Source organism: Limnohabitans sp. (genome assembly GCF_023910625.1).
In the GTDB taxonomy this organism is placed as follows: domain Bacteria; phylum Pseudomonadota; class Gammaproteobacteria; order Burkholderiales; family Burkholderiaceae_C; genus Limnohabitans_A.
In genome coordinates this window covers 13,877-36,758 of record NZ_JAAVVW010000003.1, presented here as the reverse complement: position 1 = coordinate 36,758, position 22,882 = coordinate 13,877, and the positions used below count along the sequence as shown (strand labels likewise).

Here is a 22,882-nt window from a genome sequence, read left to right as displayed (position 1 = left end):
TTACCTTTCTGCAGCGGCTGCATTCAAGGCCGCCAGTGAAGCCTCAATGCGGGGCACCTCGGCGGTGCGAACTTGTTCGCTGGTTTGCTCCAGCAACTGCAACAATTGGGTCGTGCGCCGAGATTGCGGCTCAGCATAGCGACGAACCAAAATGGCCGAGGCACTGAGATCGGCTCGCACCCCATCCTTTTGCCGGGCCAATAAACCCAACCTGGCATTGAGCAACTTGAGTTTGATGTTTTCACGAACAAAAAAAGCTTGCTCGGGCGACAACAAAGCGGCCTCTGGAGCATCAATGCGGCTGACCCTGAACAAGCTCCTGAACTCGTCGCCCATGCGTGTCAAGCCAGCCATCCACCATGACAAGGTGCTGGGCATGCCCGGCATTTCGGTGTGGGCGCGCGACTTGTTTTGAGACGACAAAGCCTCATTGGCCAAGACCAGGCCATCCACCAAGGTCACCCCCTCGTCCAGCTTGACCATCAGGCCCGGCAAATCGAAGGCCGGCAAATTGTTCAGACGCTCCAGGTCTTTTTCGAGCGCGCGCGAGACCGTCAACAAACGGGGCTGAGCTGAACGCTGCACGCGCTTGTGGGCCGATTTCAGGGCGGCGAGCAAGGGCTCGGTGCTGCCCGTCATCAAGGCTTGCTGTTGGGCAATGCGCAAAGCAGACTCCATGTCCACCACCATGTTTTCATCCCGGGTGCGCGAAAGGCTTTGCATCAGATCATCCAACTGGCTGCGCTGCTGCGCCAACTCTGCCAAACGGGCCTCCAGAAGCGCCACCCGTGCGCCGTTGTCCTGCACGGTTTCCTGCGCTTGTTTGGCCCAGGTTCTGGCCTCCAGGGCTTGCGCCCCCGCATCAGCGCTCTGGCGAGCCAGTTGTTCCTGAATCCGCTCCAGCTTTTGCCACAGGAAAACCGAAGACAAGAGACCGATCACAGCCAAAGCCGCTACCACCCTCAACACAAGCCAGGAGCGCTGCGCCGCAGGTGTGCCGGAGGTACTGGCCTGGGCTGCAGGCTCAGGGCTGGGGACGACTTCTGTTGGGTCTGTCATGGGCTGGATTTTATAGACTGCGCCTGGGCCTGCAGTCCAGGCGGCACCAATTCAACACAAGGCCAGCCGGATTGCCTCAACTTCTGGGCGATACGGGGATGGGTCGCCAGGGCTTTGGCGTGATCCAGGGGCAGGTCGGGACAAGCCTGCATCAAATACTGGGCCGCTTCGGAGCTGCTGAACAACCATCGGCTGCCGTCGCTCATGGCCTGGCGTGCACGCTGTTGCTGGCCCGGGGTCAAGCGAGGGGGCTGGCGCACATAAGCCACCGTCTGGTGCACCCGAAGACCCGCCGCCTCCATCTGCAAGGCCAACCAGTCACGCCCTGCCAATTGACCTTGTGCATCAGCACCGCGCACAATCAAAACAGACGGTTGCTCTGCAGACGCCGTCAAATTCAAGGCCTGCCAGCGCTTGACGTCGGCTTCAACGCGATGCGCCACGAGAGACCAAAGCGCTTCGGAGTCAAACTGCGAAGCTGCTTCATCGGGCGAATCGATCCAATCAGCGGGCCACGCTGCTTGCAGCAAGGCCGCCCGTGTCCCGGGCCCGGTGGACCAGGCGCGGCAATCGTTCAAGGACAAGTTATCAGGGCGCGCCGCCATGAAAAATCGCACCGCATTGGCGCTGACAAACATCACCGCCAGATGCTTGTGTACCTCTTGCCAGACAGGCGTCAAGACCGAAGGCTCTGGCAATGCGGCAATTTCAATCAGGGGCAGCGTCTCGCAGCGCACGCCCCGGGCCTGCAAGTCATCGGCCCAGGCTTTGGCTTCGCGCTCAGGCCGGGTGACGATCACACTTGAAGATGCCGAGGCAGCCAGCGCCATGTCTGCGCCAGCGCTCAACGCGCTCCGCCGTCACGCAAGGCTTGGGCCACGCGCAGGCCCAGTGCCTCGGCGGCCTGCAGGCCATCGGCACTGGCTTGCGCATGGGCCGTGACCAAGGTGGTCGCACCTTCCGGGTCGCCCCAGGCCGCTTGCAACTTGAGCACGTCACCCTCAATGGTGGCATGCGCCGCCAAAGGCATGGAGCAACTGCCGCCCATGGCGCGGCTCACCGCCCGCTCGGCCGCCACACGCCGCCACGACGGCGCATCGGCCAACTGGGCCAGCAAGGCGCGCAAGTCGGCCCGGTCACTGCGGATCTCGATGCCCAGTGCGCCCTGCCCTGCGGCGGGCAACATTTGGTCGGTCTCAAAAATGTGGCGAATCCGCTCGCTCATCTCCAGACGCTTGAGGCCCGCAGCCGCCAGCACAATGCCCGCGTACTGGCCTTCGTCAAGTTTGCGCAGGCGCGTGTCCAGGTTGCCGCGAAGGGGCTCGATTTTCAGGTCGGGGCGCAGCGCGCGCAGCAACACCGTGCGGCGCAAGCTGGAGGTGCCGACCACCGCGCCCTGGGGCAGATCTTCCAGTCGGGCGTATTGCGGCGAAACCCAAGCATCACGCGGGTCTTCGCGTTCCATCACGCAGGCCAACTCAAAGCCCTCGGGCATGTCCATGGGCACGTCTTTGAGCGAATGCACCGCGATGTCGGCATGCCCCTCTTGCAGCGCCACTTCGAGTTCCTTGACAAACAGGCCTTTGCCACCGACCTTGGACAAGCTGCGGTCCAGAATTTGGTCTCCCTGGGTGGTCATGCCCAACAATGAGACCCTGCAACCGAGCCCCTCCAGCAAGGATTTGACATGTTCGGCTTGCCACAAAGCCAATCGGCTCTCTCGGGTGGCAATGACGATGGCGGGCGGTGCAGTCTCGGTCACGGCAGGGTTCCTGAAAAAATTTTGACCCCATCAAAATGAAATCAAGTGGTCATTTTGTCTCTCCTGTCGATGCTAGCATGGCATCAAGGGAAATTGACACCCCCGATTGACACCGACGCGCACCCGGTGCGCCCGCTCTTTCACACACTCAGCCCACAGTACACGATGAAACAGGCCACATCAGACCACGCCTTGCCCCTCGCCAAACCCGCCATCAGCACCCGCGAAAAACGCGACAGCGAACGGCCCCTGGTGGAGGACATCCGCTTGCTGGGCCGCATTTTGGGCGATGTGATTCGGGTGCAAGAAGGCCCCGAGGCCTACGAGCTGGTCGAGCAAATCCGCAAGTTGTCGGTGGCTTTCAGGCGCGACGCCGACCACGAGGCCGACAAGGCCCTGAAAAAACGGCTCAAAAGCCTGCCGGGCGACCGCGCTGTGAGCGTGATCCGCGCCTTCACTTATTTCAGCCACCTGGCCAATCTGGCTGAAGACCGTCACCACATCCGCCGCCGCGCCATCCACGAACGTGCAGGCCACACGCAAGAAGGCAGCATCGACGTGGCGCTGCAGCGCCTGCGCTGGGCGGGCATCACGCCGCGCAGCATCTCGGACATGCTGGCCACCAGCTATGTCTCGCCCGTGCTCACGGCCCACCCGACCGAAGTGCAGCGCAAAAGCATTCTGGACGCCGAGCGCGACATCGCCCACCTGCTGACCGAGCGCGACGCCATCAAGGCCCGCGCCGCTGCCGTCAATGCCGCCAAAGACGCGCTCAGCCCCAAAGAACTGGCCGCCAATGAGCTGCAAATGCGCGCCCGCGTGATGCAGCTGTGGCAAACCCGTTTGCTGCGCTTGACCAAACTCACCGTGGCCGACGAGATTGAAAACGCGCTGAGCTATTACGAAGCCACCTTTTTGCGCGAAATCCCCAAGCTCTACGCCGAGCTGGAGCTCGCATTGCCCGGCCAACCGATTGCCAGCTTTTTGCGCATGGGCCAGTGGATTGGCGGCGACCGCGACGGCAACCCCAACGTGACCGCGCAAACGCTGCAACACGCCCTGACCCGCCAAAGCGATGTGGCCCTGCGCCACTACCTGACCGAGGTGCACTTTTTGGGCAGCGAATTGTCGCTGTCGGCCATGCTGGTGCCCTTTGGCCCCGAGATGCTGGCCCTGGCCGCGCGCTCGCCCGACACCAACGAACACCGCCAAGACGAGCCGTACCGACGGGCGCTCACGGGCATTTACGCCCGCCTGGCCGCCACTTTAAAGGCACTGACCGGGGGAGATGCAGCCCGCCATGCCGTGGCCCCGCAAAACCCCTATGCCAACGCCGAAGAATTTTTGGCCGACCTGCACACCATCGAAGCCTCTTTGTGCAGCCACCATGCCGAGGCCGTCGCTGCGCAGCGCCTGCACCCGCTGATTCGGGCTGTGCAAGTGTTTGGCTTTCATTTGGCCACGGTGGACCTGCGCCAAAACTCGGACCAACACGAAAAAGTGGTGGCCGAACTGCTGGCCGCAGCACGCATGGAAAAACACTACAGCCAACTGGACGAAGAGGCCAAGCAAGCCCTGCTGCTGGGCCTGCTGAACGACGCCCGTCCGCTGCGTGTGCCTGGTGCCGAGTACAGCGCACACGCCGTGTCTGAGCTGGCCATCTTTGAAACCGCCAAGCGCATGCTTGGCACCTTTGGCAAACAGGCCATTCGCCACTACATCATCAGCCACACCGAAACCGTGAGTGACTTGCTGGAGGTGTTGCTTCTGCAAAAAGAAGTGGGGCTGATGCGCGGCATTTTGTATGACCCCCACGCTGACGCTGCCCCCCAAGGGAGGTCGACCGCCTTGGGGCGGCCCGGCGGCGGTCGAGACACCGGCGCGCACAACGACCTGATCGTGGTGCCCCTGTTCGAGACCATCGAAGACCTGCGCAACGCCGCGCCCATCATGCGCGACTTTTATGCCCTGCCCGGTGTGGCCGCGCTGGTGCAGCGCTCGGGCGGCGAACAAGACATCATGCTGGGCTACTCGGACAGCAACAAGGACGGCGGCATTTTCACCAGCAACTGGGAGCTGTACCGCGCCGAGATTGCCCTGGTCGAGTTGTTTGACCAACTCCAGCGCAGCCACGGCATCACCTTGCGCATGTTCCACGGCCGGGGCGGCACGGTGGGCCGGGGTGGTGGCCCCAGCTACCAGGCTATCCTGGCGCAGCCCCCCGGCACCGTGCGCGGCCAGATTCGCCTGACCGAGCAAGGCGAAGTGATTGGCTCCAAATACGCCAACCCCGAGATCGGCCGCCGCAACCTCGAAACCCTGGTCGCTGCCACACTCGAAGCCACGCTGCTGCAACCCACCAAGCCCGCCACACGCGCATTTCTGGAGGCGGCAGCGGAATTGTCCGAGGCCAGCATGGACGCCTACCGCGCCCTGGTGTACGAGACCCCCGGCTTCAACGACTACTTTTTTGGTGCGACGCCCCTCCAGGAACTGGCGCAGTTGAACATCGGCTCGCGCCCCGCCTCGCGCAAGGCCCTGCAAAAAATCGAAGACCTGCGCGCCATTCCGTGGGGCTTCAGTTGGGGCCAGTGCCGCCTGACGCTGCCCGGCTGGCTGGGCTTTGGCTCGGCGGTGGCCGCCTTTTTGGACAAGCCCGAGGCCGCCGAGCGCAAAGCGGCGCTGGCTCTGCTGCAAAAAATGTACCGCCAGTGGCCGTTTTTTCGCACCCTGCTGTCCAACATGGACATGGTGCTGGCCAAGAGCGATCTGGCCCTGGCCTCCAGATATGCCGAGCTGGTCAGCGACGCCCGCCTGCGCAAAAAAATCTTCACCGCCATCGAAGCCGAATGGCACCGCACGGCTGACGCGCTGGCCCAGATCACCGGCGAGAAGAACCGCCTGGCGAGCAACCCGGCCCTGGACCGGTCCATTCGCCACCGCTTTCCGTACATCGACCCGTTGCACCACCTGCAAGTCGAGTTGATCCGCCGCTACCGCGCTGGCCAGGCCGACGAGCGTGTGCAGCGCGGCATTCACATCTCGATCAACGGCATCGCGGCGGGCTTGCGCAACACGGGTTGAACACCGGCTTCCAGTTGGTCGCTGGCTGCCCGATAAAATCTTCCACCTATGACAAACCAACTCAACACCAAATCCCAAGCCTGGTCCGCGCTTTTTTCGGAGCCCATGAGTGAGTTGGTCAAGCGCTACACCGCCAGCGTGTTCTTTGACAAGCGCCTGTGGCAAGCCGACATCACCGGCAGCCTGGCCCACGCCGAGATGCTGACCGCACAAAACATCATCGGCGCGCAAGACCTGGCCGACATCCAGCGTGGCATGGCGCAGATCACGCAAGAAATCGAATCCGGCGCGTTTGAGTGGAAGCTCGACCTGGAAGACGTGCACCTGAACATCGAAGCGCGCTTGACCACCTTGGTGGGTGACGCGGGCAAGCGCCTGCACACCGGCCGCAGCCGCAACGACCAAGTGGCCACCGACGTGCGCCTGTGGTTGCGCACCGAGATGGACCTGATCATCGATTTGTTGGCCGACCTGCAAAAGTCGCTGGTCGATGTGGCCGAACAAAACGTCGAAGTCATCATGCCGGGCTTCACCCACCTGCAAGTGGCCCAGCCGGTGAGCTTTGCGCACCACCTGCTGGCCTATGTGGAAATGTTCAGCCGCGATGCCGAGCGCATGAGCGACGTGCGCCGCCGCACCAACCGCCTGCCGCTGGGCAGCGCCGCTTTGGCGGGCACCACCTACCCACTGGACCGCGAACGCGTGGCCCGCACCCTGGGCATGGTCGACGAACACGGCAACCCGCAGGTCTGCCAGAACAGCCTAGACGGCGTGAGCGACCGCGACTTCGCCATCGAATTCACCGCCGCAGCCAGCCTGTGCATGGTGCACATCAGCCGCCTCTCTGAAGAGTTGATCTTGTGGATGAGCCAGAACTTCGGCTTTGTGCGCATTGCCGACCGCTTCACCACCGGCTCTTCCATCATGCCGCAGAAGAAAAACCCCGATGTGCCCGAGTTGGCACGCGGCAAGACCGGCCGTGTGGTCGGTCACCTGATGGGCCTGATCACCCTGATGAAGGGCCAACCCCTGGCCTACAACAAAGACAACCAAGAAGACAAAGAGCCGCTGTTCGACACGGTCGACACGCTCAAAGACACGCTGCGCATCTTCTGCGAAATGGTGGGCGGCCAGGTCAACCCGGCTACGGGCATCAAAGAAGGCGGCATCACCGTCAACGCCGCTGCGATGGAAGCTGCCGTGAAAAAAGGCTACGCCACCGCGACCGACTTAGCCGACTATTTGGTCAAAAAAGGCCTGCCGTTTCGCGATGCCCACGAAGTGGTGGCCCACGCGGTCAAAACAGCACAGGGTTTGGGCGTGGATTTGTCAGAGTTGTCTCTGGAAACCCTGCAAAAGTTCGACAGCCGGATCGAAGCCGATGTGTTTGGCCCGCTCAGCCTGCAAGGCTCACTCAACGCCCGCAACACGCTGGGCGGCACGGCACCGGTGCAAGTGCGGGCGCAGATTGCTCGGCATCGCAGCCGTTTAGGCTGAGGGGAAAAGCCCGCCGAAGCCGTCAATTCAGATCAAAAAATTGCGGCTTTGAACATCACGGGCGTGATGAAGAACGCGAACGACGGTAATACCTCCGCTGGCAATTGGTAAGTAGTACAAGTTGTATGAGCTTGATGTGGGCCAGCACCGAATGCCTTCAGCGAGCTCAGGTCGTGCACGCCCCATCAAAGGTTGAAGAGCGAGCGTTTGCGCTTCCTGTTCAATGACATCTAAAACATGGTCTGCCGCTTCAAAGCTTTGTTCGGCGATGAAGGTCCAGGCTTCCAGCAAATCCGTCTCTGCGCTTTGCGCAAAAGATACCGTGGACATCAAGGCATCTTTTGAGCGGCACGACCACGCGCCTTGATGGCGGCCATGTCCATTGGCTTGCTTCGACCTGCTTTGACGTCTTCCATGCCACGTTCAATGTCTGACTTGAGCGCCACCAGACTTGACTGTTGAACAGACTGATACGCCTCAAAAAGCCTGAGCGCCTCACGAATGACTTCGCTGGCAGAGCCATACATGCCGGAAGCAACATGCTGACGAACACGGGCCTCGAGCTCCATGGGCAAAGATACATTGAGCGCCATTTGCGTTCCCTTTGATGCCAAAGATTGCCATATTAAGGCATTTGTTGGCAGCGCAAAGGCTCAGCGTTTTTGCACCGGATTGGCCAACAGCAAGTGGGCTGGGTAGGCCCGCATGAACTCGCGTGCTTTGTCGATGGGGGCGCTGAGCCAGGCACCGTAGCCACCCTCGTTCAAGATCGCGGGCATGCGTTTTTCGTTGCCGTTTTGACCATAGCGGTTCATCAGGGCGTGGCTGTTGGCGTTGACTGTGAGCAGGGTGAAGCTGATGATTTCTTCTTCGCCTTGTGTCCAGTGCTCCCACAAGCCCGCCACCCCCATGGGCTGGCCGTCCACGCGGGCGATGCGTGTGGGCACAGCTTTGCGGCTGCGCCAGTCGTCTTCGAAAAAGGCCTGCATGGGAATGATGCAGCGCTGGCCCTTGAGCCAGGTCTCGCGCGTGGCCGTGGCGGTGCTCATGGTCTCAAAACGGGTCACGGCCAACTTGGTGGACCGCAGCTTGGCATCAGACGCCGACTTGACCCAGGTGGGCACGAGACCGAATTGGCCTTGGGCCAATTCCATCACCAGCGGGCTGGCGGGGGCTGACGTAGAGGCGGCTTCAGCTGGATTCTCAACATGGGATTCAGAGGTGGAGTCCTGGACTTGTTCAGCCGCCACCAGCGCCTTGCGGATGAAAAAACCCGGCTGGCGCGGCCAGACTTCTTTGCCCAGCAGGGCGTCGGGCGGGGCGATGCCAAAGGCCTCGGCGTACAGGTCGGGGCTTTTCAGGCATTCGTATTGGGTGCTCATGCGGTCGATGCTAACCCACGGGCGGCGCGGATCGAACGCGCCCCTGCGACCTGATACGCTCAGAGCTCGATGACAAGACTTTCCTGCCCATGCTGATTCGCTTCAACAAGCCTTATGGGGTGCTCAGCCAGTTCACCCCTGAGGGGCGCTGGCGTGGGCTCAAGGACCACATCGACTTGCCTGGCGTTTACGTGGCGGGCCGGCTGGACGCCGACAACGAAGGCATGCTGCTGCTGACCGACGATGGCCCACTGCAGGCCCGCATTGCCGACCCGCGCTTCAAAATGGAAAAAACCTACCTGGTGCAAGTGGAGGGCATGGTGACTCAGGCAGCGTTGAACCAACTGAGCCGGGGCGTGACGTTGAACGACGGCCCCACCCTGCCCGCCCGAGCCAGCGCGGTGCAGCCGACCGCTGACCTGTGGCCACGCACCCCGCCGATTCGCGAGCGCCATAACATTCCGACCTCTTGGCTGGAGCTGGTGATTCGCGAGGGCCGCAACCGCCAAGTGCGCCGCATGACCGCCGCCGTGGGTTTGCCCACACTGCGCCTCATCCGCACCGTCGTGGGGCCCTACACCCTGGATGGCCTGCCCACAGGCACTTGGCAGCAAATCTGAGCCGGGGGCATTGGCTTGCGCCAACGCAACGCTGGTGCCCGTCGTCTTCCTGCACAATCGCGCATCTTTCAACCCCCAATGGAACCGGCATGTCTGACTTGCTGAACAAACTCGAATGGCGCTACGCCTGCAAAAAAATGGACCCGACCAAGTCTGTGTCCCAAGACAAGGTCGATCGCATCGTCGAAGCCGCACGTCTGGCCCCCACCTCCAGCGGTCTGCAGCCGTTTGAAATCTTCGTGGTGACCAACCCCGCCGTGCGCGAGCAGATCAAGCCCAAGGCCTGGGGCCAGGCCCAGATCACCGACGGCTCGCACCTGCTGGTGTTTGCCGCCTGGGACAACTACACGGCCGAGCGCATCAACATGATGTTTGACCTGACCAACGCGCAGCGCGGCGGCACCAACGAAGGCTGGGAAAACTACCGCCAGACCCTGCTCAAGAACTACCCTGCCCGCACACCCGAGGTGAACTACGAGCACGCGGCGCGTCAGGCCTACATCGGCTTGGGCGCAGCCCTGATCGCCGCCGCTTTTGAAGAAGTGGACGCCACGCCTATGGAAGGCTTTGACCCCAAAGCGGTGGACGAAATTTTGGGTCTGCGCGCTCGCGGCCTGCGCAGCGTGGTCCTCGTGCCCCTGGGCTACCGTGCTGCCGAGGGCGATTGGTTGGCAAATCTGAAAAAAGTGCGCCGCCCCACCGCCCAGTTTGTGACCGAAGTCAAATAATGACCGCGCCCGCTGCAAACGGGCTGTCTTGATGCCCTCACAAAGCCGCAGATTCTGCGGCTTTGTGCTTTAACATCAAGGGCTTCCCAAGCCGGGATGTCTACCCAAGGAACCAACATGGCCAAAGGCGAACAACGCAGCAACAAAATGGCCAAGAAGCCAAAAAAAGACACGTCACCACCCAAGACTTTCACATCCGACCGTCCTGTGGCCCCGACCACTCTGGTCGCACCTCGCGGCAAGGTCAAACCCTCCTGAGCGCACCCCAGCAAGGCGATGGCACCCGTGGCCAGCGCTTTTTGTTTTGATTGTCGGCATGACCCCCCTTTTCGAAGACGAGCACCTGCTGGTGCTTGAAAAACCCAGCGGTTTGCTCTCCGTTCCCGGGCGCGGCCCCGACAAACAAGACTGCCTGTCAGCCCGCGTGCAAGCCCGTTACCCCGAAGCGCTGGTGGTGCACCGCCTGGACCAGGACACTTCGGGCCTGTTGCTGATGGCTCGCGGCATCGAAGCTCAGCGCCGCCTGAGCCGCCTGTTTGAAACCCGGCAAGTCCACAAACGCTACGTGGCGGTGGTGGCGGGCCACCCTGCGCAATCCCAAGCGGCCGTGGAGACTGACGAAGACGGTTGGCGCACCATTGACGGACCGATCTTGCTGGACTGGGAACGCCGCCCGCTGCACATCATTCACTCTGACGGCAAAGCCAGCCGCAGCCGCTGGCGTGCCCTGCAAACCAGCGCCAGCGCCAGCCTGATCGAGCTCGAACCCGTCACGGGCCGCACCCATCAGCTGCGCGTGCACCTGCAAAGCATTGGCCACCCAATGCTGGGCGACTCACTGTACGCACCGCCGGACATCAAGGCGCTCAGCCCCCGCTTGCTGCTGCACGCACAAGAATTGGCCTTTGTGCACCCCTTCACCGAACAAGCACTTGCATTCAAGGCCCCGGTGCAATGGTTTGCCACATTGCCGTTCATCACCCCTTTGACCTAGGGGTGTGAGCATGACGGTGGCGGTGAACTCGGCCACCGGCATGCGCTGCAAGCAGTAAAAAACCAACAAGCTGCATGAGACCATGAACAGGCCGCGCAGCAACTGCCAGCGCAGGCTGTGGGTGTGCCACATGGCGCGCGCCCTCAGCGGGGCCAGCACCAGCGCGGTGCCCAGGGCCTGCACCGCGTCGCGAAACCACAGCTCCATCACCGGCGAGACGCTGAGCATGACCCATTGGCTGCTGGCATCGCTGAAGGCCAGTTCAGCGAAACGTTGATGGCAACTGGGTCCCTGGGCATTCGCCCGATAAAATAGGTTTCTTTGATTTTGAGTCTGTCTGTCCATGTTGCTTTTCCCCTTTGAGCCCAGGCGCTTGGCCCTCCTGCGCCATGCCTGTTGCCTGGCCACGCTGGTCCTGTCCTTGGGCCTGCTCGGGTGGACTTCGACCGCGTGGGCGCAAAGCCCTGCAACCGCCGAAGAAGCCATCAAAAAAGCCATTCAGGGCGGGCAGCTTGAGCAAGCTCGCCAACTGGTTCAAAAGGAACGCAAGAACGCCCCCCAGGCCGTGCAATGGCGCTTCATGGAGGGCGTGATTCAAGCCCAACAAGGTCAAATCGACAAGGCCATCGACACCTTCAAGCAAATCAGCCAAACGCATCCCGATCAATCCGAGGCCTACAACAACCTGGGTGTGCTTTATGCCTCCAAAGGCCAGCTTGATGCCTCCAAAGTATTTCTGGAGAAAGCCCTGCAAACCCACCCCAGCTACGCAGCAGCCCACCGCAACCTGTCGGATGTACACAGCCAACTGGCCAAACAAAGCTATGCCAAGGCCCTGCAGGTCGACCCCAAAGCCAAGAGCACCGCCCCCCAATTGACTTTGCTGGGCAGCATGGGCAACGATCTGCGTGGCCAGCCCCCCGCCCAGAATGTGGCTTCGATCACGCGACCTGCTTCTCCGACTTCGACTCCGACTCCGGGCCAAGCCGCCAGCCAAGTCCCGGCACCTGTCATCGCAGCGACTCCAGCTGCTGCGCCAGCCACACCCCCAGCAGCAAGCTCTTCAGCCAACGCCCGACAAGCAGAACACGCTGCCATCGAAAAAGCGGTGCGAAACTGGGCCAAAGCCTGGAGCGACAAAGAGATGGCGCGTTATTACGCCGCTTATGCCCACAACTTCACTCCCACCAACCAGGTCACGCGTGCCCAATGGGAGAGTGACCGCCGTATCCGCATCGTGTCCAAAAAATCAATCTCGGTGCAGGTGCGGGACATGAAGATCAGCAGCAATGGCGAGACGGCATCGGTCCGTTTCCAGCAGCTGTACACCTCGGATCATTTGAAGGTCAGCAGCCGCAAAACCCTGGACATGGTGCGGCAAGGTAACCGCTGGCTGATCGTGCGCGAGTCGGTAAATTGAGTTCCAGACGCGGCTTGCCGCCTTCCGATCCCCAGGTCCGCAGCAGCGTCAAGCCCGCTCCCGGCTCAATGCCCAAACCCCACCCCTGGCAACGGAAGGGCCTAGGCTGGCTGGGTGTGATGCTGATTTTGGTGGCCTGGCTCTGGTGGTGGACTGACACCGAAGGGCCTCGCATAAAAAATGCCCGGAACCAAGTCAGCCTCAGCTTGGGCTTGACTTCATCGCCAGCCCTGCAATGGCGTCTGGCCTTCAACCCACCGGCCGAGGTGTCACAAGCACCCAACGCACCCGACCCCGAGCAATCGGTGCGGCAAATTTACGCCCAATTGGGCGAGGGCGAACGGGCCCAGGCCCTGGCGACGGCCAGCATGCTGGTCGAGCGCTTTCCCAACTTCCAGCTTGGTCAGTTGCTTTACGCCGACTTGCTCAACATCAGCTCGGCCAACCCCGTGGTCTGGCCTGCTGCGGATGACAACAATGCGCCCTCTTTGCGCAAGCGCCTGGACGGACTGCTCTTGGAATCCAAACGCCGTCTTCAGCGTGACAGCGCGCAAAGCCTGCAGGGAAAAATCCCTTCAGCACTGGCCTTTCTCAGCCCACAGCAGGCTTATGTGGCGGCCGTAGACGCTTCCAAATCGCGTCTCTACTGGTTTGAAAATCGCAGTGGCAGCGATGGCCGATTGCAGCTGCACCTGGTCAAGGAAAGCTACATCTCGGTGGGCATCAATGGGATGGGCAAAGACAGAGAAGGCGATGGCAAAACCCCACTGGGTATTTATTTCATTCAGCGCAATTTGTCCGGCGAGGGCCTGCCCGATTTGTTTGGCGCAGGGGCCTTAACGCTGAACTACCCTCATGCAGTGGATGTGATGCGGAAAAAAACTGGCTCGGGCATTTGGATGCACGGCACGCCCAGTGCTCAGTACGCGAGAGCGCCGGAGTCCACCGATGGCTGCGTCGTGCTCTCCAACCCCGAAATGAGGCGATTGCTGCAAATGCCCGAGTTGCGCATGACCCCGGTGATCCTTGCGGACCAACTCGAATGGGTGAACGCTGACCAGTCCGGTCAGACATGGGCCGCCTTTAAGCCCGCGCTGGACCAATGGCTGCAAGCGCGCAATGGCCGCGACCCCGAGGCCCTGAAAATTCACTACAGTCTGCGTTATGAACAAGACGGCATGTCTTTGGTGCAAGTCTGGCCTCGACTGGCCAAAACCACCTTGGGTTACAGCCAAGCCCAGCCGCTGGAGTTGGTGTCTGTTTTGAACTGGAAAGACCAGGACAACACCATGGTGGTGACGCTGAAAGACCCCAACCAGACCCATCCCCAAGGTGGCGCTTATTTGCGCACTTATTGGCAAAAGGAAAATGGACAATGGCGGCTGGTGTATCAGGGGCCCGCCTGATCGCGCCCAGCTTGAGCCCGAACGTCACATAGCCAAACCCGCATGAACACCGACATCCCGTTTTTCAATGCTCGCATCGCCCCTGAAGGGGGCAGCTTTGACGCCTGGAAAACGCAGAGCTTGCTCGACTCGATGGAGCAAGGTGGTCTGCAGTGGCCCAGCTCCTGCCGATCAGGCACTTGCCGCACCTGCATTGGCCAGCTGGTTTCAGGGCAGGTGGTTTACGAGATGGCATGGCCCGGCCTGACATCTGAAGAAAAAGCCGAGGGCTGCGTGTTGCCCTGCGTGGCACGCCCCTTGAGCGATGTGGTGCTGCAAGATCCCTTTGCCTGATCTGTTGATCCGGCCCATTGAAGTCGTTAACCCTGTTCACGGAACAGCTTATTTTGCAGGAGCCCACCCCTGTGGGCTCCTGCAAAGACAAAGATACCCGCATGGCCAACAACAACATGGGCCATTCAAACTTCATCGGGCCTGATCAATAGGTGCCAGCGTGCGTCAGGCTTCGTCCAGGCCCAGCTCCTGGATTTTACGGGTGATGGTGTTGCGGCCGATGCCCAGTTTTTGCGCCGCCTCGATGCGGCGGCCCCGCGTGGTGGCGAGTGCCGCCTGAATCAGGCTGGTTTCGAAACGGCGGGTGAGCGCGTCCCACACATCGGTGCGGCCTGATTTAAGCAAGGCCAGGGCCTCTTGTTCCAAGCTGGGCTCCCAGCCCATGACACCAGGGTTGAACACGGCGGCGTCTAAAGGCGTGACCAAGTTGTACGCGTCCAACGGGAGGTCATGGCTGGCAAGCTGTTCTGGCTCTAACTGCCCCAGTGGGGCGTCGGCCAAGCCGCCCCCCACGCCAGAAGACAAGGCCGTGAACATGGCAGGCGCGGCCGAAGCTGACGCTGATGGGACCAACACTTCGGGCGGCAGGTCCTTGACTTCAATCACCTGCGTCGGAGCCATCACCGTGAGCCAGTGGCAGATGTTTTCCAGCTGACGCACATTGCCAGGAAACTGGAAGTGACTCAGACGCTCCAGCGCGGCATCGTCCATGCGTTTGGGCTCAACGCCCAACTGCTGAGCACTGCGCTGCAAGAAGTAACGCGCCAGCACAGGCACGTCTTCGCGCCGCTCACGCAAGGCGGGCAGGCGCAGGCGAATCACGTTCAGGCGGTGGTACAAGTCTTCGCGGAACACGCCTTCCTTGACGCGCTGCTCCAGGTCCTGGTGGGTCGCGGCGATCACGCGCACATTGGCCTTGACGGCGCTGTGCCCGCCGACGCGGTAGAAGTTGCCATCTGAGAGCACGCGCAGCAAACGCGTCTGCAGATCAAAAGGCATGTCGCCAATTTCGTCCAGAAACAAGGTGCCGCCATCGGCCTGTTCAAAGCGGCCGCGACGCGAAGCTTGCGCCCCCGTGAAGGCCCCACGCTCATGGCCAAAGAGTTCGCTCTCGAGCAAGTCCTTCGGGATGGCGGCCGTGTTGATGGCCACAAAGGGCTGGTTGGCGCGTGGCGAGTGTTTGTGCAGCGCATGCGCCACCAGCTCCTTGCCCGAACCCGACTCACCCGTGATCAGCACCGTCACATGGCTTTGTGCCAAGCGACCGATGCCGCGAAACACGTCCTGCATGGCCGGGGCCTGGCCCAACATCTCCGGCGCATCGGCGATCTTCTCTTCGGCCACGTCTTCGCGCTGGCTCTCGCCCACGGCGCGACGGATCAGCTCGACCGCCTTGGGCAAGTCAAACGGCTTGGGCAGGTATTCGAATGCACCGCTGGAAAAAGCCGAGACAGCGCTGTCCAAGTCGGAAAAAGCGGTCATGATGATGACCGGCAAGCCAGGCATGCGCTGCTTGATGGCGCTCAATAAATCCAGGCCTGAGCCACCGGGCATGCGAATGTCACTGACCAGGACCTGCGGGCCTTCGCTTTCTGACTCCAGGGCTTTCATGACCTCACGCGGATTGGTGAAGCTGCGGGTGGGCAGGCCTTCTCGCAGCAGTGCTTTTTCGAGCACAAAGCGGATGGATTGGTCATCATCTACGATCCAGATCGGCTTCATCAACGGGGCGCTTTCTGTGGGTCTCAAGGCAACGGAATCAAAATCTTGAAATCCGTACGACCGGGCTCGCTGTCACATTCGATCATGCCGTGGTGCTGCTGCACAAAGGTCTGTGCCAAAGTCAGCCCCAAACCGGAACCCCCTTCGCGCCCCGAGATGAGCGGGAAAAAAATCCGGTCCTTGATCGAGGCTGGAACACCAGGCCCGTTGTCCATCACATGCAATTCCAATGCCAGGCGATAGCGCTTTTTGCCAAAAGTGACCTGTCGCAAGATTCGGGTACGCAAGGTGATCCAGGCATCCCCGGTGGCAATCCGCTCTTGCAGAGCTTGAGCCGCGTTGTGCGCGATGTTGAGCACCGCCTGTATCAGTTGTTCGCGGTCGCCACGAAACTCGGGAATGGAAATGTCGTAGTCGCGCACAACTTTCAAGCCGCGCGGAAACTCGGCCAGGATCAAGGTGCGCACCCGCTCACAGACTTCATGAATGTTGACATCACCCACCACATGGGGCCGCCGATGGGGTGCCAGCAGACGATCTACCAAGGTTTGCAAACGGTCTGCCTCGTGGATGATGACCTGCGTGTATTCGGTCAGGTCCTTGTTCTCCAGTTCCATCTCCAGCAGTTGGGCCGAGCCGCGGATGCCACCCAGCGGATTCTTGATCTCGTGCGCCAGGTTGCGGATCAACTCCTTGTTGGCCAGCGCCTGGTCCAACAAGCGCTCCTCTCGCTCCTGGCGCGTTTGCTGCTCGAGCGGCAACAGCTCCACAATCACCTCGTCAGGCTCATCTGAAGGGGCCACGATGACATGCACAGGCAAGGGGTCTTCGTGGTGCTGGCGACGCAATTGCGCCTCATAGCGCAAAGCCGCAAACTCATTGGACCGGGCACCAACCAAGGCCGTCATCAAGGGTTGAGGATCGACAAAATAGTCCTGCAAATGCATATCGTGCAGCGAACGCCGGGACAGCCCCAGGGCATCTTCCAGGGCCGCATTGACAAAGCGGATGCGCCCCTGCCCCTGCATCACGGCTACGGGTGTGGCCAATAAATCAAAGGCCTGAAAGCGTGCCAATCGGTTCATGGTGTTCGTGCGCCGGCCACCACCGGGCGGCGGTCAAGCTCACGTTGCAAACTGTCAATGTCACGCTGTGTGCGCTCAATCGCCGCCTTGAGCGAAGCCACCCGGTCCAGGTATCTCTGGTGGTGACGGCTCTCGGAGGCCCACTTGACCGGCTCCCCATTGTTGTACTCCTGCGCCAGCGAGTTGAGTTGCTGCCGTGCCTTGTCCAACTCATGACTCACGATGGTGCGGGCTTGCAGATCGCGCTCGATTTGTTGCGGATTCTGCCCACGCGGGGATTCCGACGTGGTGCGCGACTCAGGCCCCGGGCTGACTGCAGGAGCGACGGCACGCATTGCTGCAGGCCGCGTCCCGGAAATCACCGTCACCGCCTGGGGGGCCATGCGTTCGCATTGCTGGATGTCTCTGGGGGCGTTGGTGTACTCGTTGCCACAGCGGTAAATCACCTCTTGGGACCATGCAGCAACACCCCAGCTCATGCCTGCACCGAACAGCACACCCCCCAGGATGGATGACAAACGCCTGTATGTAAGCAATCGAAACATGACCATGATTTGACTTTGTAGCAAATCGACCAGGGAAAAAACCAAAACCACATTGAACCAGAAAAAAAGGACGGCCAAGGCCGTCCTTTTTGAATTGCACGCACCGTGCAATCCGCACATGCCTTTTTACAACGAGTAGTACATGTCGTACTCGACCGGAGACACCTCGACGCGGCTGCGCGTGACTTCTTGCATCTTCAGCTCGATGTACGAATCGATCCATGCATCCGTGAACACACCGCCTTTGGTCAGGAAAGCGCGGTCAGCATTCAAGGCTTCGAGTGCCTGATCCAGGCTGGAGCAAACGGTGGGCACCAGTTTGTCTTCCTCCGGGGGCAGGTGGTACAGGTCTTTGGTCGCAGCTTCGCCCGGGTGGATCTTGTTCTCGATACCGTCCAGACCTGCCATCAACAGGGCAGCAAAACCCAGATAGGGGTTGCACAGCGGATCGGGGAAGCGCGCTTCCACGCGGCGGGCCTTGTCTGATGCGACGTTAGGAATGCGGATCGAGGCGGAACGGTTCTTGGCCGAATAGGCCAATTTCACGGGGGCTTCGAAATGGGGCACCAAGCGCTTGTAGCTGTTGGTACCAGGGTTGGTGATGGCGTTCAGAGCACGAGCGTGCTTGATGATGCCACCGATGTAATACAGGGCAAACTCGGACAGACCGGCGTAGCCGTTGCCTGCGAACAGGTTTTTGCCGTCTTTCCAGATGGACTGGTGAACGTGCATGCCGGAGCCGTTGTCGCCAGCATAGGGTTTGGGCATGAAGGTGGCGGTTTTGCCGTAAGCGTTGGCCACGTTGTGGATCACGTACTTTTGCAGCAGTGTCCAGTCAGCACGCTCGACCAAGGTGGAGAACTTGGTGCCGATTTCGCACTGGCCAGCGCCAGCCACTTCGTGGTGGTGCACTTCGACCGGGATGCCCACGGATTCGAGGATCAGGGCCATTTCGCTGCGCATGTCGTGCGTGCTGTCAACGGGCGGCACGGGAAAGTAACCGCCCTTGACGCGGTTGCGGTGGCCTTTGTTGCCGCCGTCCATCTTGGTGCCGCTGTTCCATGGGGCTTCGGCTTCGTCGATGGCGTAAAAAGTGTTGTTTGGCTCGGTGCTCCAACGCACTTCGTCGAACAAGAAAAATTCTGGCTCAGGACCGAAGTAGGCGGTGTCGCCCAGGCCCGATTGCTTGAGGTATGTCTCAGCACGCTTGGCGATCGAACGTGGGTCACGCTCGTAGGCCTTGCCATCGGTGGGCTCGATCACGTCGCAGATCATGACCAAGGTGACTTCTTCGAAAAAGGGGTCAATGATGGCGCTGGCAGCATCCGGAATCAACAACATGTCCGACGCTTCGATGCCCTTCCAGCCGGCGATGGAGGAGCCGTCAAAGGCTTGACCGTCCTCGAACTTGTTCTCGTCAAACTGTGACACGGGCACCGTGATGTGCTGCCATTTGCCACGGGTATCGGTAAAGCGGAAATCAATGAACTTGACTTCGTTTTCTTTCACCATCTTCATCACGTCTGCGACGGTCTTGGCCATCAAATTCTCCTGGGTATAAAAAGTTGGAAAGTGTACGCATTGACCATGCAGTTTTTGTGCCAACTTGCCCCATGGCACCCGCCCCAACGGCTCGGGTGCACCACGCCCCCAAGCCATGCCCATCTGGCGCTGTGCTCTGAAGGCTCAACCAGCCCACCCACCCCCGTTGAAGCACTAAAATGGTGCATTATTGCTCCATTTTAGTGCAAACCCTTTTAACGCACCAATTCGGGGCCATACTGCAGGGAGAAGGCGGTCAAACCCTGGCGCAGATCGAGGTAAGCAGCTTGTGCCGCATCGGGCACCCCTTTGACGCCCAGCTCGATGTGCCGACCCCACTGTGGGTGGTCCACGCTGGGCAAACTGAACACCTTGACGGCGGGGTGTGCGGTTTCGATCGACTCCATCAGCGGGGTCAGGGTCGCCTCCATGGCACCCCAAATGATGACCGACATTTCAAGATGCGCGTTTTGAAGAAAGTACTGGCTGTAATGCGTCTCCAGAACCGACTCGATCATGGGCCAGGCCATGACCGGGAAACCAGGCACGAAATGCACAACGCCCTGGCCAGTCCCCTGGCAACTGAAGCCGGGAATCTTGTTGTAGGGATTGCGGATGATGGTCGCGCCTTGCGGAAAGACGCCCATATTGAGGCGATGGATGTTGTCCGCCCGCTCGGGCTCATAAGCTACCCCCTGCTCTTTGGCTGTGTCCTGCATCCGTTCTTGAATCAAGGCCCTGGCTTCGGGATGCAAAATCATGGGCACCCCCAGGGCGCGGCCAGCGCATTGGCGGGTATGGTCGTCCGGGGTGGCCCCAATACCGCCGCAACTGAACACCACATCGGCTGAGTCAAACGCCCTTTGCAAGCTGGCCGTGATGCGCTCTGGCGAATCACCGATGTATTCGGCCCAACTCAGGCTCAAACCACGGGCTGCCATCAACGCGATGACTTTGGGCAGGTGCTTGTCCTGGCGTTTGCCGGACATGATTTCGTCACCAATGACGACCAGGCCAAAAGCAGGGGTCATGTTGTGCATGGAGAAAAAGAAAACTTAACGGCTTTCGCGCGGATCGACATCCGTGACATCGTTTTTGGGGTTACCCGCCAAAACCTGGGACGGCCCCAAAGCTGCAGCCAGCCGGGCGCCAGCGTGGGGCGAACCGGGCTTGGCAGGTTGCAAAGGAGCCAACTCGGGGGCCTGAGGCTCCTGACGCATGGCTTGCAAAGCACTCAAGGCAAAATGCGCAAACCACAATGACGCAAAGGCAAAGACCAGGGTGTAAATCCAGATCGCTAGGGGCACCAAAATGACAAAAGCCGCTGCAAACAAAGCGCCCGAAGCCCAGAGCAAACTGGGCGCGGTCCCCATCAAGCCAGAGACCAACCCCATGGTCCAAAAGCCCATTCGGTGTCGCGACATCAGCGCATGCCTCTCGGGCGCACTGGCAAACTCGGCCAATACATCAAAAGCCATGATGCGGTAGGCAAGCCAGCCCCAGATCAAAGCAGGCAACACCATGGCCAAGGGCGGCACCACCCACATGGGCAAGGTGATCAGGAGTGCCCCCAGGGCCAACAACATGGACCACAAAGCCCAGCCCAACCCCCGCAGGAAACTGCCACCCTTTTTCTGGGCAAGCCCCTCAAATCGTCGCTCTGCCACCAATCGGGTGAGCGCAGGGGTCATCAACCACGAAACCAACAACAAACAAACCACCACCACCAAGGGCGTCACCAAAAAGATGACCACCAAGGGCGCCACCACGGTCTTCAAATTGGGCAGCCCGACCGCCTCCAACCAAAGCCAGACCTTGTCCATCCAGCTCGATGCATCCAGCCAGGCGCGCACCTGCGTGATGGCCACATCCCAATACAAATAGCCCAGCAGCCAGGACAAGGCCACCATCAACACCAAAGGCGCAAACGACAGGGCCATGACACGGGGATGGAGGCAATAAAGGCCAGCACGCCAAAATGACTCAATCAACAATTTCATGCCGTCAAGCTTAACAGCTGAAACAGCTTGACTGTGTTGCTCGAGCATCACCTAGACAGCTCCAAAACCTAGAAAATCGGTCCATGCGTACACCCACATTGAAGGGATTCCGATGCTGCAACCCATAACCCAGACCAGCACTGTCCATGGCGTTCAACTGGAGACACAGTCGATGGCGGGTGGGTCTGCGCCCTCTGCACCCACTTTGGTTTTTTTGCACGAAGGCTTGGGCAGTGTGCGCATGTGGCGCGACTGGCCCCTGAGCTTGTGCCAACAACTTGGCTGCAGCGGCTTGGTTTACTCACGCCAAGGCTATGGCCAATCGGACCCGGTGCCAAACGTGCGCGGCCCCGCCGTCCAAGAAGGCCAGCAAAGAACCGGTCGTCTGCAGCCAGACTACATGCACCGCGAAGCGCTGGTGGTGTTACCCGAATTGCTGCGCCAACGGGGCATTGAAAAACCGGTGCTTTTGGGACATTCGGACGGCGGCACCATCGCCTTGCTGCACGCGGCCAGTTTCGAGGTGCATGCCTGCATCGTCATGGCACCGCATGTCATGGTCGAAGACGTGTCCCTGCAGGCCATCACCTTGGCCCGCGAAGCGTTTGAAAACGGCGCTCTGCGCGATCGATTGATGCCCTACCATGCCAACGTCGACTGCGCGTTTTGGCAATGGAACGATGTCTGGCTCAGTGACGCCTTCCGTGCTTTTGACATCCGCCAAGAATTGCCCCGCATCCAAGCCCCCCTGCTGGCCATACAAGGGGCCAACGACCCTTATGGCTCGATGGCCCAAATCGATGCCATCGCGGCCCAGGCCCCGCAGACCCAGCGACTCCAACTGCCCGCATGTGGCCACTCACCCCACCGGGACCACCCGCTGCTGGTGACGCAAGCCATCATCGATTTTTTGCACCGGCTCAAGGCTTGAGCAGGGCCAGATCCTGCGCGGTCAGCCAGCGCCATTGCCCCGGCGACAAGTCGCTCAACACCAGACCACCAATTTGTGAACGGTGCAAAGCTTCAACCCGGTTACCCACCGCCGCCAACATGCGTTTGACCTGGTGGTACTTGCCTTGCGTCAGGGTCAGTTTCAACTGCAAATCCCCTGCCACCTCGCAAGCCGCCGCCCTGACCGGCTGCGGGTCATCATCGAGCACCACCCCTGACAACAACCGGGCCACCATGTCGGCAGTCACTGGATGCTTGGTGGTGACTTCATAGACTTTGGGCACATGGTGCTTGGGCGAACTCATTTTGTGAATGAATTTGCCGTCATCGGTCAACAACAAAAGGCCCGTGGTGTCCTGGTCCAGTCGGCCCACCGCCTGCACGCCCTGCACCGCCGCTTTTTGTGGGCGCTGTCGCAATGGGGCTGGCAACAAGGTGTAAATACTGGGCCAGGTGGAGGGCTTTTGAGAGCACTCGGTGCCGGCAGGTTTGTTCAGCATCAAATAAGCCTGCACGGCAAACGGCCACACTTGACCCTGGACCTGAAACTGCAGCCCCTCCAGATCAAACCATTGCCCTGCATCGTGCACCGTTTCACCGTTGACCTGCACATGCCCCTGTTGAATCAATCCGGCACAAACCCGACGGGTGCCAAAGCCCTGACTGAACAAGATGTCTTCCAGGCGCATGGGTTGGAGAGATGACGCTTTCATGGGGCATGATTGTCACCTCTAAATGCCTGCACCTCTCAG

General features: G+C 60.6%; 24 protein-coding genes. 11 read left to right on the top strand and 13 right to left on the bottom strand.

All coding sequences use genetic code 11. The annotated features are described in order from the left end of the window. Genes HEQ17_RS03050 through hemC form a run of 3 tightly spaced genes read right to left on the bottom strand, consistent with a single transcriptional unit; the run spans nucleotide 1 to nucleotide 2,821 of the window. A complete protein-coding gene (locus HEQ17_RS03050) occupies nucleotides 1-1,059 on the bottom strand; it encodes a uroporphyrinogen-III C-methyltransferase (RefSeq protein WP_296291237.1) in 1,059 nt (352 codons plus the stop codon). Then, on the bottom strand, nucleotides 1,056-1,889 hold the full coding sequence (locus HEQ17_RS03045) for a uroporphyrinogen-III synthase (RefSeq protein WP_296291236.1): 834 nt from the start codon (nucleotides 1,887-1,889) through the stop codon (nucleotides 1,056-1,058). The genes HEQ17_RS03050 and HEQ17_RS03045 overlap by 4 nt, the downstream gene beginning before the upstream one ends. 14 nt (nucleotides 1,890-1,903) lie before the next feature. Continuing rightward, a complete protein-coding gene (hemC, locus tag HEQ17_RS03040; RefSeq protein ID WP_296291235.1) occupies nucleotides 1,904-2,821 on the bottom strand; it encodes a hydroxymethylbilane synthase in 918 nt (305 codons plus the stop codon). Between the two features lie 165 nt (nucleotides 2,822-2,986). Between hemC and ppc the strand changes: the two genes are divergently transcribed. Together ppc and argH are read left to right on the top strand one after the other, a co-directional pair. After that, nucleotides 2,987-5,905 carry a phosphoenolpyruvate carboxylase gene (gene ppc, locus HEQ17_RS03035; protein ID WP_296293655.1) on the top strand — a complete coding sequence of 973 codons (2,919 nt, stop codon included), beginning with the start codon at nucleotides 2,987-2,989 and terminating at the stop codon, nucleotides 5,903-5,905. 48 nt (nucleotides 5,906-5,953) lie between these two features. After that, the gene (argH, locus tag HEQ17_RS03030; RefSeq protein WP_296291234.1) at nucleotides 5,954-7,402 is read left to right on the top strand and encodes an argininosuccinate lyase; all 1,449 of its coding nucleotides are present in this window, start codon (nucleotides 5,954-5,956) and stop codon (nucleotides 7,400-7,402) included. Between the two features lie 27 nt (nucleotides 7,403-7,429). On the opposite strand, the gene HEQ17_RS03025 is transcribed toward argH, so the two are convergent. From HEQ17_RS03025 to HEQ17_RS03015, 3 genes are read right to left on the bottom strand one after another with little or no spacing between them, the layout of a single operon-like run. Further along, on the bottom strand, nucleotides 7,430-7,732 hold the full coding sequence (locus HEQ17_RS03025; protein ID WP_296291233.1) for a type II toxin-antitoxin system RelE/ParE family toxin: 303 nt from the start codon (nucleotides 7,730-7,732) through the stop codon (nucleotides 7,430-7,432). After that, nucleotides 7,732-7,995 (bottom strand): type II toxin-antitoxin system ParD family antitoxin, encoded by a 264-nt coding sequence (locus HEQ17_RS03020; protein WP_296291232.1) that lies wholly within the window; start codon nucleotides 7,993-7,995, stop codon nucleotides 7,732-7,734. Before HEQ17_RS03020 ends, HEQ17_RS03025 begins: the two co-directional genes overlap by 1 nt. A gap of 60 nt (nucleotides 7,996-8,055) precedes the next feature. Next, complete coding sequence (locus HEQ17_RS03015) at nucleotides 8,056-8,784, bottom strand: SOS response-associated peptidase family protein (protein WP_296291231.1); 729 nt, start codon at nucleotides 8,782-8,784, stop codon at nucleotides 8,056-8,058. An 89-nt stretch (nucleotides 8,785-8,873) separates the two neighbouring features. Between HEQ17_RS03015 and HEQ17_RS03010 the strand changes: the two genes are divergently transcribed. The 8 genes from HEQ17_RS03010 to HEQ17_RS02975 all read left to right on the top strand — a co-directional run bounded on the left by HEQ17_RS03010 (nucleotide 8,874) and on the right by HEQ17_RS02975 (nucleotide 14,285). Beyond that, nucleotides 8,874-9,404, top strand: a complete 531-nt coding sequence (locus HEQ17_RS03010) for a pseudouridine synthase (protein WP_296291230.1) — start codon at nucleotides 8,874-8,876, stop codon at nucleotides 9,402-9,404. Nucleotides 9,405-9,493: 89 nt separating this feature from the next. Continuing rightward, complete coding sequence (locus HEQ17_RS03005) at nucleotides 9,494-10,132, top strand: NAD(P)H-dependent oxidoreductase (protein WP_296291229.1); 639 nt, start codon at nucleotides 9,494-9,496, stop codon at nucleotides 10,130-10,132. Between the two features lie 117 nt (nucleotides 10,133-10,249). Continuing rightward, on the top strand, nucleotides 10,250-10,390 hold the full coding sequence (locus HEQ17_RS03000) for a hypothetical protein (protein WP_296291228.1): 141 nt from the start codon (nucleotides 10,250-10,252) through the stop codon (nucleotides 10,388-10,390). A 58-nt stretch (nucleotides 10,391-10,448) separates the two neighbouring features. Next, complete coding sequence (locus tag HEQ17_RS02995; protein WP_296291227.1) at nucleotides 10,449-11,126, top strand: RluA family pseudouridine synthase; 678 nt, start codon at nucleotides 10,449-10,451, stop codon at nucleotides 11,124-11,126. Nucleotides 11,127-11,208: 82 nt separating this feature from the next. Next, nucleotides 11,209-11,403, top strand: a complete 195-nt coding sequence (locus HEQ17_RS02990) for a hypothetical protein (RefSeq protein ID WP_296291226.1) — start codon at nucleotides 11,209-11,211, stop codon at nucleotides 11,401-11,403. Between the two features lie 66 nt (nucleotides 11,404-11,469). Next, nucleotides 11,470-12,546: a tetratricopeptide repeat protein gene (locus tag HEQ17_RS02985; protein WP_296291225.1), complete on the top strand. Its 1,077-nt coding sequence runs from the start codon at nucleotides 11,470-11,472 to the stop codon at nucleotides 12,544-12,546. Further along, a complete protein-coding gene (locus HEQ17_RS02980) occupies nucleotides 12,543-13,952 on the top strand; it encodes a L,D-transpeptidase family protein (protein ID WP_296291224.1) in 1,410 nt (469 codons plus the stop codon). The genes HEQ17_RS02985 and HEQ17_RS02980 overlap by 4 nt, the downstream gene beginning before the upstream one ends. Nucleotides 13,953-13,994: 42 nt before the next feature. Further along, nucleotides 13,995-14,285 (top strand): 2Fe-2S iron-sulfur cluster-binding protein, encoded by a 291-nt coding sequence (locus HEQ17_RS02975; RefSeq protein ID WP_296291223.1) that lies wholly within the window; start codon nucleotides 13,995-13,997, stop codon nucleotides 14,283-14,285. Between the two features lie 165 nt (nucleotides 14,286-14,450). On the opposite strand, the gene ntrC is transcribed toward HEQ17_RS02975, so the two are convergent. The 6 genes from ntrC to HEQ17_RS02945 form a co-directional block, all read right to left on the bottom strand. Continuing rightward, a complete protein-coding gene (ntrC, locus tag HEQ17_RS02970; protein WP_296291222.1) occupies nucleotides 14,451-16,007 on the bottom strand; it encodes a nitrogen regulation protein NR(I) in 1,557 nt (518 codons plus the stop codon). Between the two features lie 23 nt (nucleotides 16,008-16,030). Further along, nucleotides 16,031-17,092: a nitrogen regulation protein NR(II) gene (glnL, locus tag HEQ17_RS02965; RefSeq protein ID WP_296291221.1), complete on the bottom strand. Its 1,062-nt coding sequence runs from the start codon at nucleotides 17,090-17,092 to the stop codon at nucleotides 16,031-16,033. Further along, nucleotides 17,089-17,715: a hypothetical protein gene (locus HEQ17_RS02960; protein ID WP_296291220.1), complete on the bottom strand. Its 627-nt coding sequence runs from the start codon at nucleotides 17,713-17,715 to the stop codon at nucleotides 17,089-17,091. The genes glnL and HEQ17_RS02960 overlap by 4 nt, the downstream gene beginning before the upstream one ends. A gap of 48 nt (nucleotides 17,716-17,763) precedes the next feature. Further along, the gene (gene glnA / locus HEQ17_RS02955; protein WP_296291219.1) at nucleotides 17,764-19,179 is read right to left on the bottom strand and encodes a type I glutamate--ammonia ligase; all 1,416 of its coding nucleotides are present in this window, start codon (nucleotides 19,177-19,179) and stop codon (nucleotides 17,764-17,766) included. A gap of 215 nt (nucleotides 19,180-19,394) precedes the next feature. Beyond that, nucleotides 19,395-20,210 carry a molybdopterin-binding protein gene (locus HEQ17_RS02950; protein ID WP_296291218.1) on the bottom strand — a complete coding sequence of 272 codons (816 nt, stop codon included), beginning with the start codon at nucleotides 20,208-20,210 and terminating at the stop codon, nucleotides 19,395-19,397. A gap of 24 nt (nucleotides 20,211-20,234) precedes the next feature. Next, nucleotides 20,235-21,179, bottom strand: a complete 945-nt coding sequence (locus HEQ17_RS02945; protein WP_296291217.1) for an EI24 domain-containing protein — start codon at nucleotides 21,177-21,179, stop codon at nucleotides 20,235-20,237. Between the two features lie 112 nt (nucleotides 21,180-21,291). Between HEQ17_RS02945 and HEQ17_RS02940 the strand changes: the two genes are divergently transcribed. Beyond that, nucleotides 21,292-22,110 (top strand): alpha/beta hydrolase, encoded by an 819-nt coding sequence (locus HEQ17_RS02940; RefSeq protein WP_296291216.1) that lies wholly within the window; start codon nucleotides 21,292-21,294, stop codon nucleotides 22,108-22,110. Here the strand turns inward: HEQ17_RS02940 and HEQ17_RS02935 are convergent. Then, the gene (locus HEQ17_RS02935) at nucleotides 22,100-22,819 is read right to left on the bottom strand and encodes a 16S rRNA pseudouridine(516) synthase (protein ID WP_296293654.1); all 720 of its coding nucleotides are present in this window, start codon (nucleotides 22,817-22,819) and stop codon (nucleotides 22,100-22,102) included. The two genes, HEQ17_RS02940 and HEQ17_RS02935, sit on opposite strands and share 11 nt — an antisense overlap. Nucleotides 22,820-22,882 lie beyond the last annotated feature (63 nt).

Coding starts and splice junctions, on each gene's coding strand:
- HEQ17_RS03050 (WP_296291237.1), bottom strand. CDS start 1,059: ATGACAGACCCAACAGAAGTCGTCCCCAGCCCTGAGCCTGCAGCCCAG.
- HEQ17_RS03045 (WP_296291236.1), bottom strand. CDS start 1,889: ATGGCGCTGGCTGCCTCGGCATCTTCAAGTGTGATCGTCACCCGGCCT.
- ppc (WP_296293655.1), top strand. CDS start 2,987: ATGAAACAGGCCACATCAGACCACGCCTTGCCCCTCGCCAAACCCGCC.
- argH (WP_296291234.1), top strand. CDS start 5,954: ATGACAAACCAACTCAACACCAAATCCCAAGCCTGGTCCGCGCTTTTT.
- HEQ17_RS03025 (WP_296291233.1), bottom strand. CDS start 7,732: ATGTCCACGGTATCTTTTGCGCAAAGCGCAGAGACGGATTTGCTGGAA.
- HEQ17_RS03020 (WP_296291232.1), bottom strand. CDS start 7,995: ATGGCGCTCAATGTATCTTTGCCCATGGAGCTCGAGGCCCGTGTTCGT.
- HEQ17_RS03015 (WP_296291231.1), bottom strand. CDS start 8,784: ATGAGCACCCAATACGAATGCCTGAAAAGCCCCGACCTGTACGCCGAG.
- HEQ17_RS03010 (WP_296291230.1), top strand. CDS start 8,874: ATGCTGATTCGCTTCAACAAGCCTTATGGGGTGCTCAGCCAGTTCACC.
- HEQ17_RS03005 (WP_296291229.1), top strand. CDS start 9,494: ATGTCTGACTTGCTGAACAAACTCGAATGGCGCTACGCCTGCAAAAAA.
- HEQ17_RS03000 (WP_296291228.1), top strand. CDS start 10,250: ATGGCCAAAGGCGAACAACGCAGCAACAAAATGGCCAAGAAGCCAAAA.
- HEQ17_RS02995 (WP_296291227.1), top strand. CDS start 10,449: ATGACCCCCCTTTTCGAAGACGAGCACCTGCTGGTGCTTGAAAAACCC.
- HEQ17_RS02990 (WP_296291226.1), top strand. CDS start 11,209: ATGAACAGGCCGCGCAGCAACTGCCAGCGCAGGCTGTGGGTGTGCCAC.
- HEQ17_RS02985 (WP_296291225.1), top strand. CDS start 11,470: ATGTTGCTTTTCCCCTTTGAGCCCAGGCGCTTGGCCCTCCTGCGCCAT.
- HEQ17_RS02975 (WP_296291223.1), top strand. CDS start 13,995: ATGAACACCGACATCCCGTTTTTCAATGCTCGCATCGCCCCTGAAGGG.
- ntrC (WP_296291222.1), bottom strand. CDS start 16,007: ATGAAGCCGATCTGGATCGTAGATGATGACCAATCCATCCGCTTTGTG.
- glnL (WP_296291221.1), bottom strand. CDS start 17,092: ATGAACCGATTGGCACGCTTTCAGGCCTTTGATTTATTGGCCACACCC.
- glnA (WP_296291219.1), bottom strand. CDS start 19,179: ATGGCCAAGACCGTCGCAGACGTGATGAAGATGGTGAAAGAAAACGAA.
- HEQ17_RS02950 (WP_296291218.1), bottom strand. CDS start 20,210: ATGACCCCTGCTTTTGGCCTGGTCGTCATTGGTGACGAAATCATGTCC.
- HEQ17_RS02945 (WP_296291217.1), bottom strand. CDS start 21,179: ATGAAATTGTTGATTGAGTCATTTTGGCGTGCTGGCCTTTATTGCCTC.
- HEQ17_RS02940 (WP_296291216.1), top strand. CDS start 21,292: ATGCTGCAACCCATAACCCAGACCAGCACTGTCCATGGCGTTCAACTG.
- HEQ17_RS02935 (WP_296293654.1), bottom strand. CDS start 22,819: ATGCGCCTGGAAGACATCTTGTTCAGTCAGGGCTTTGGCACCCGTCGG.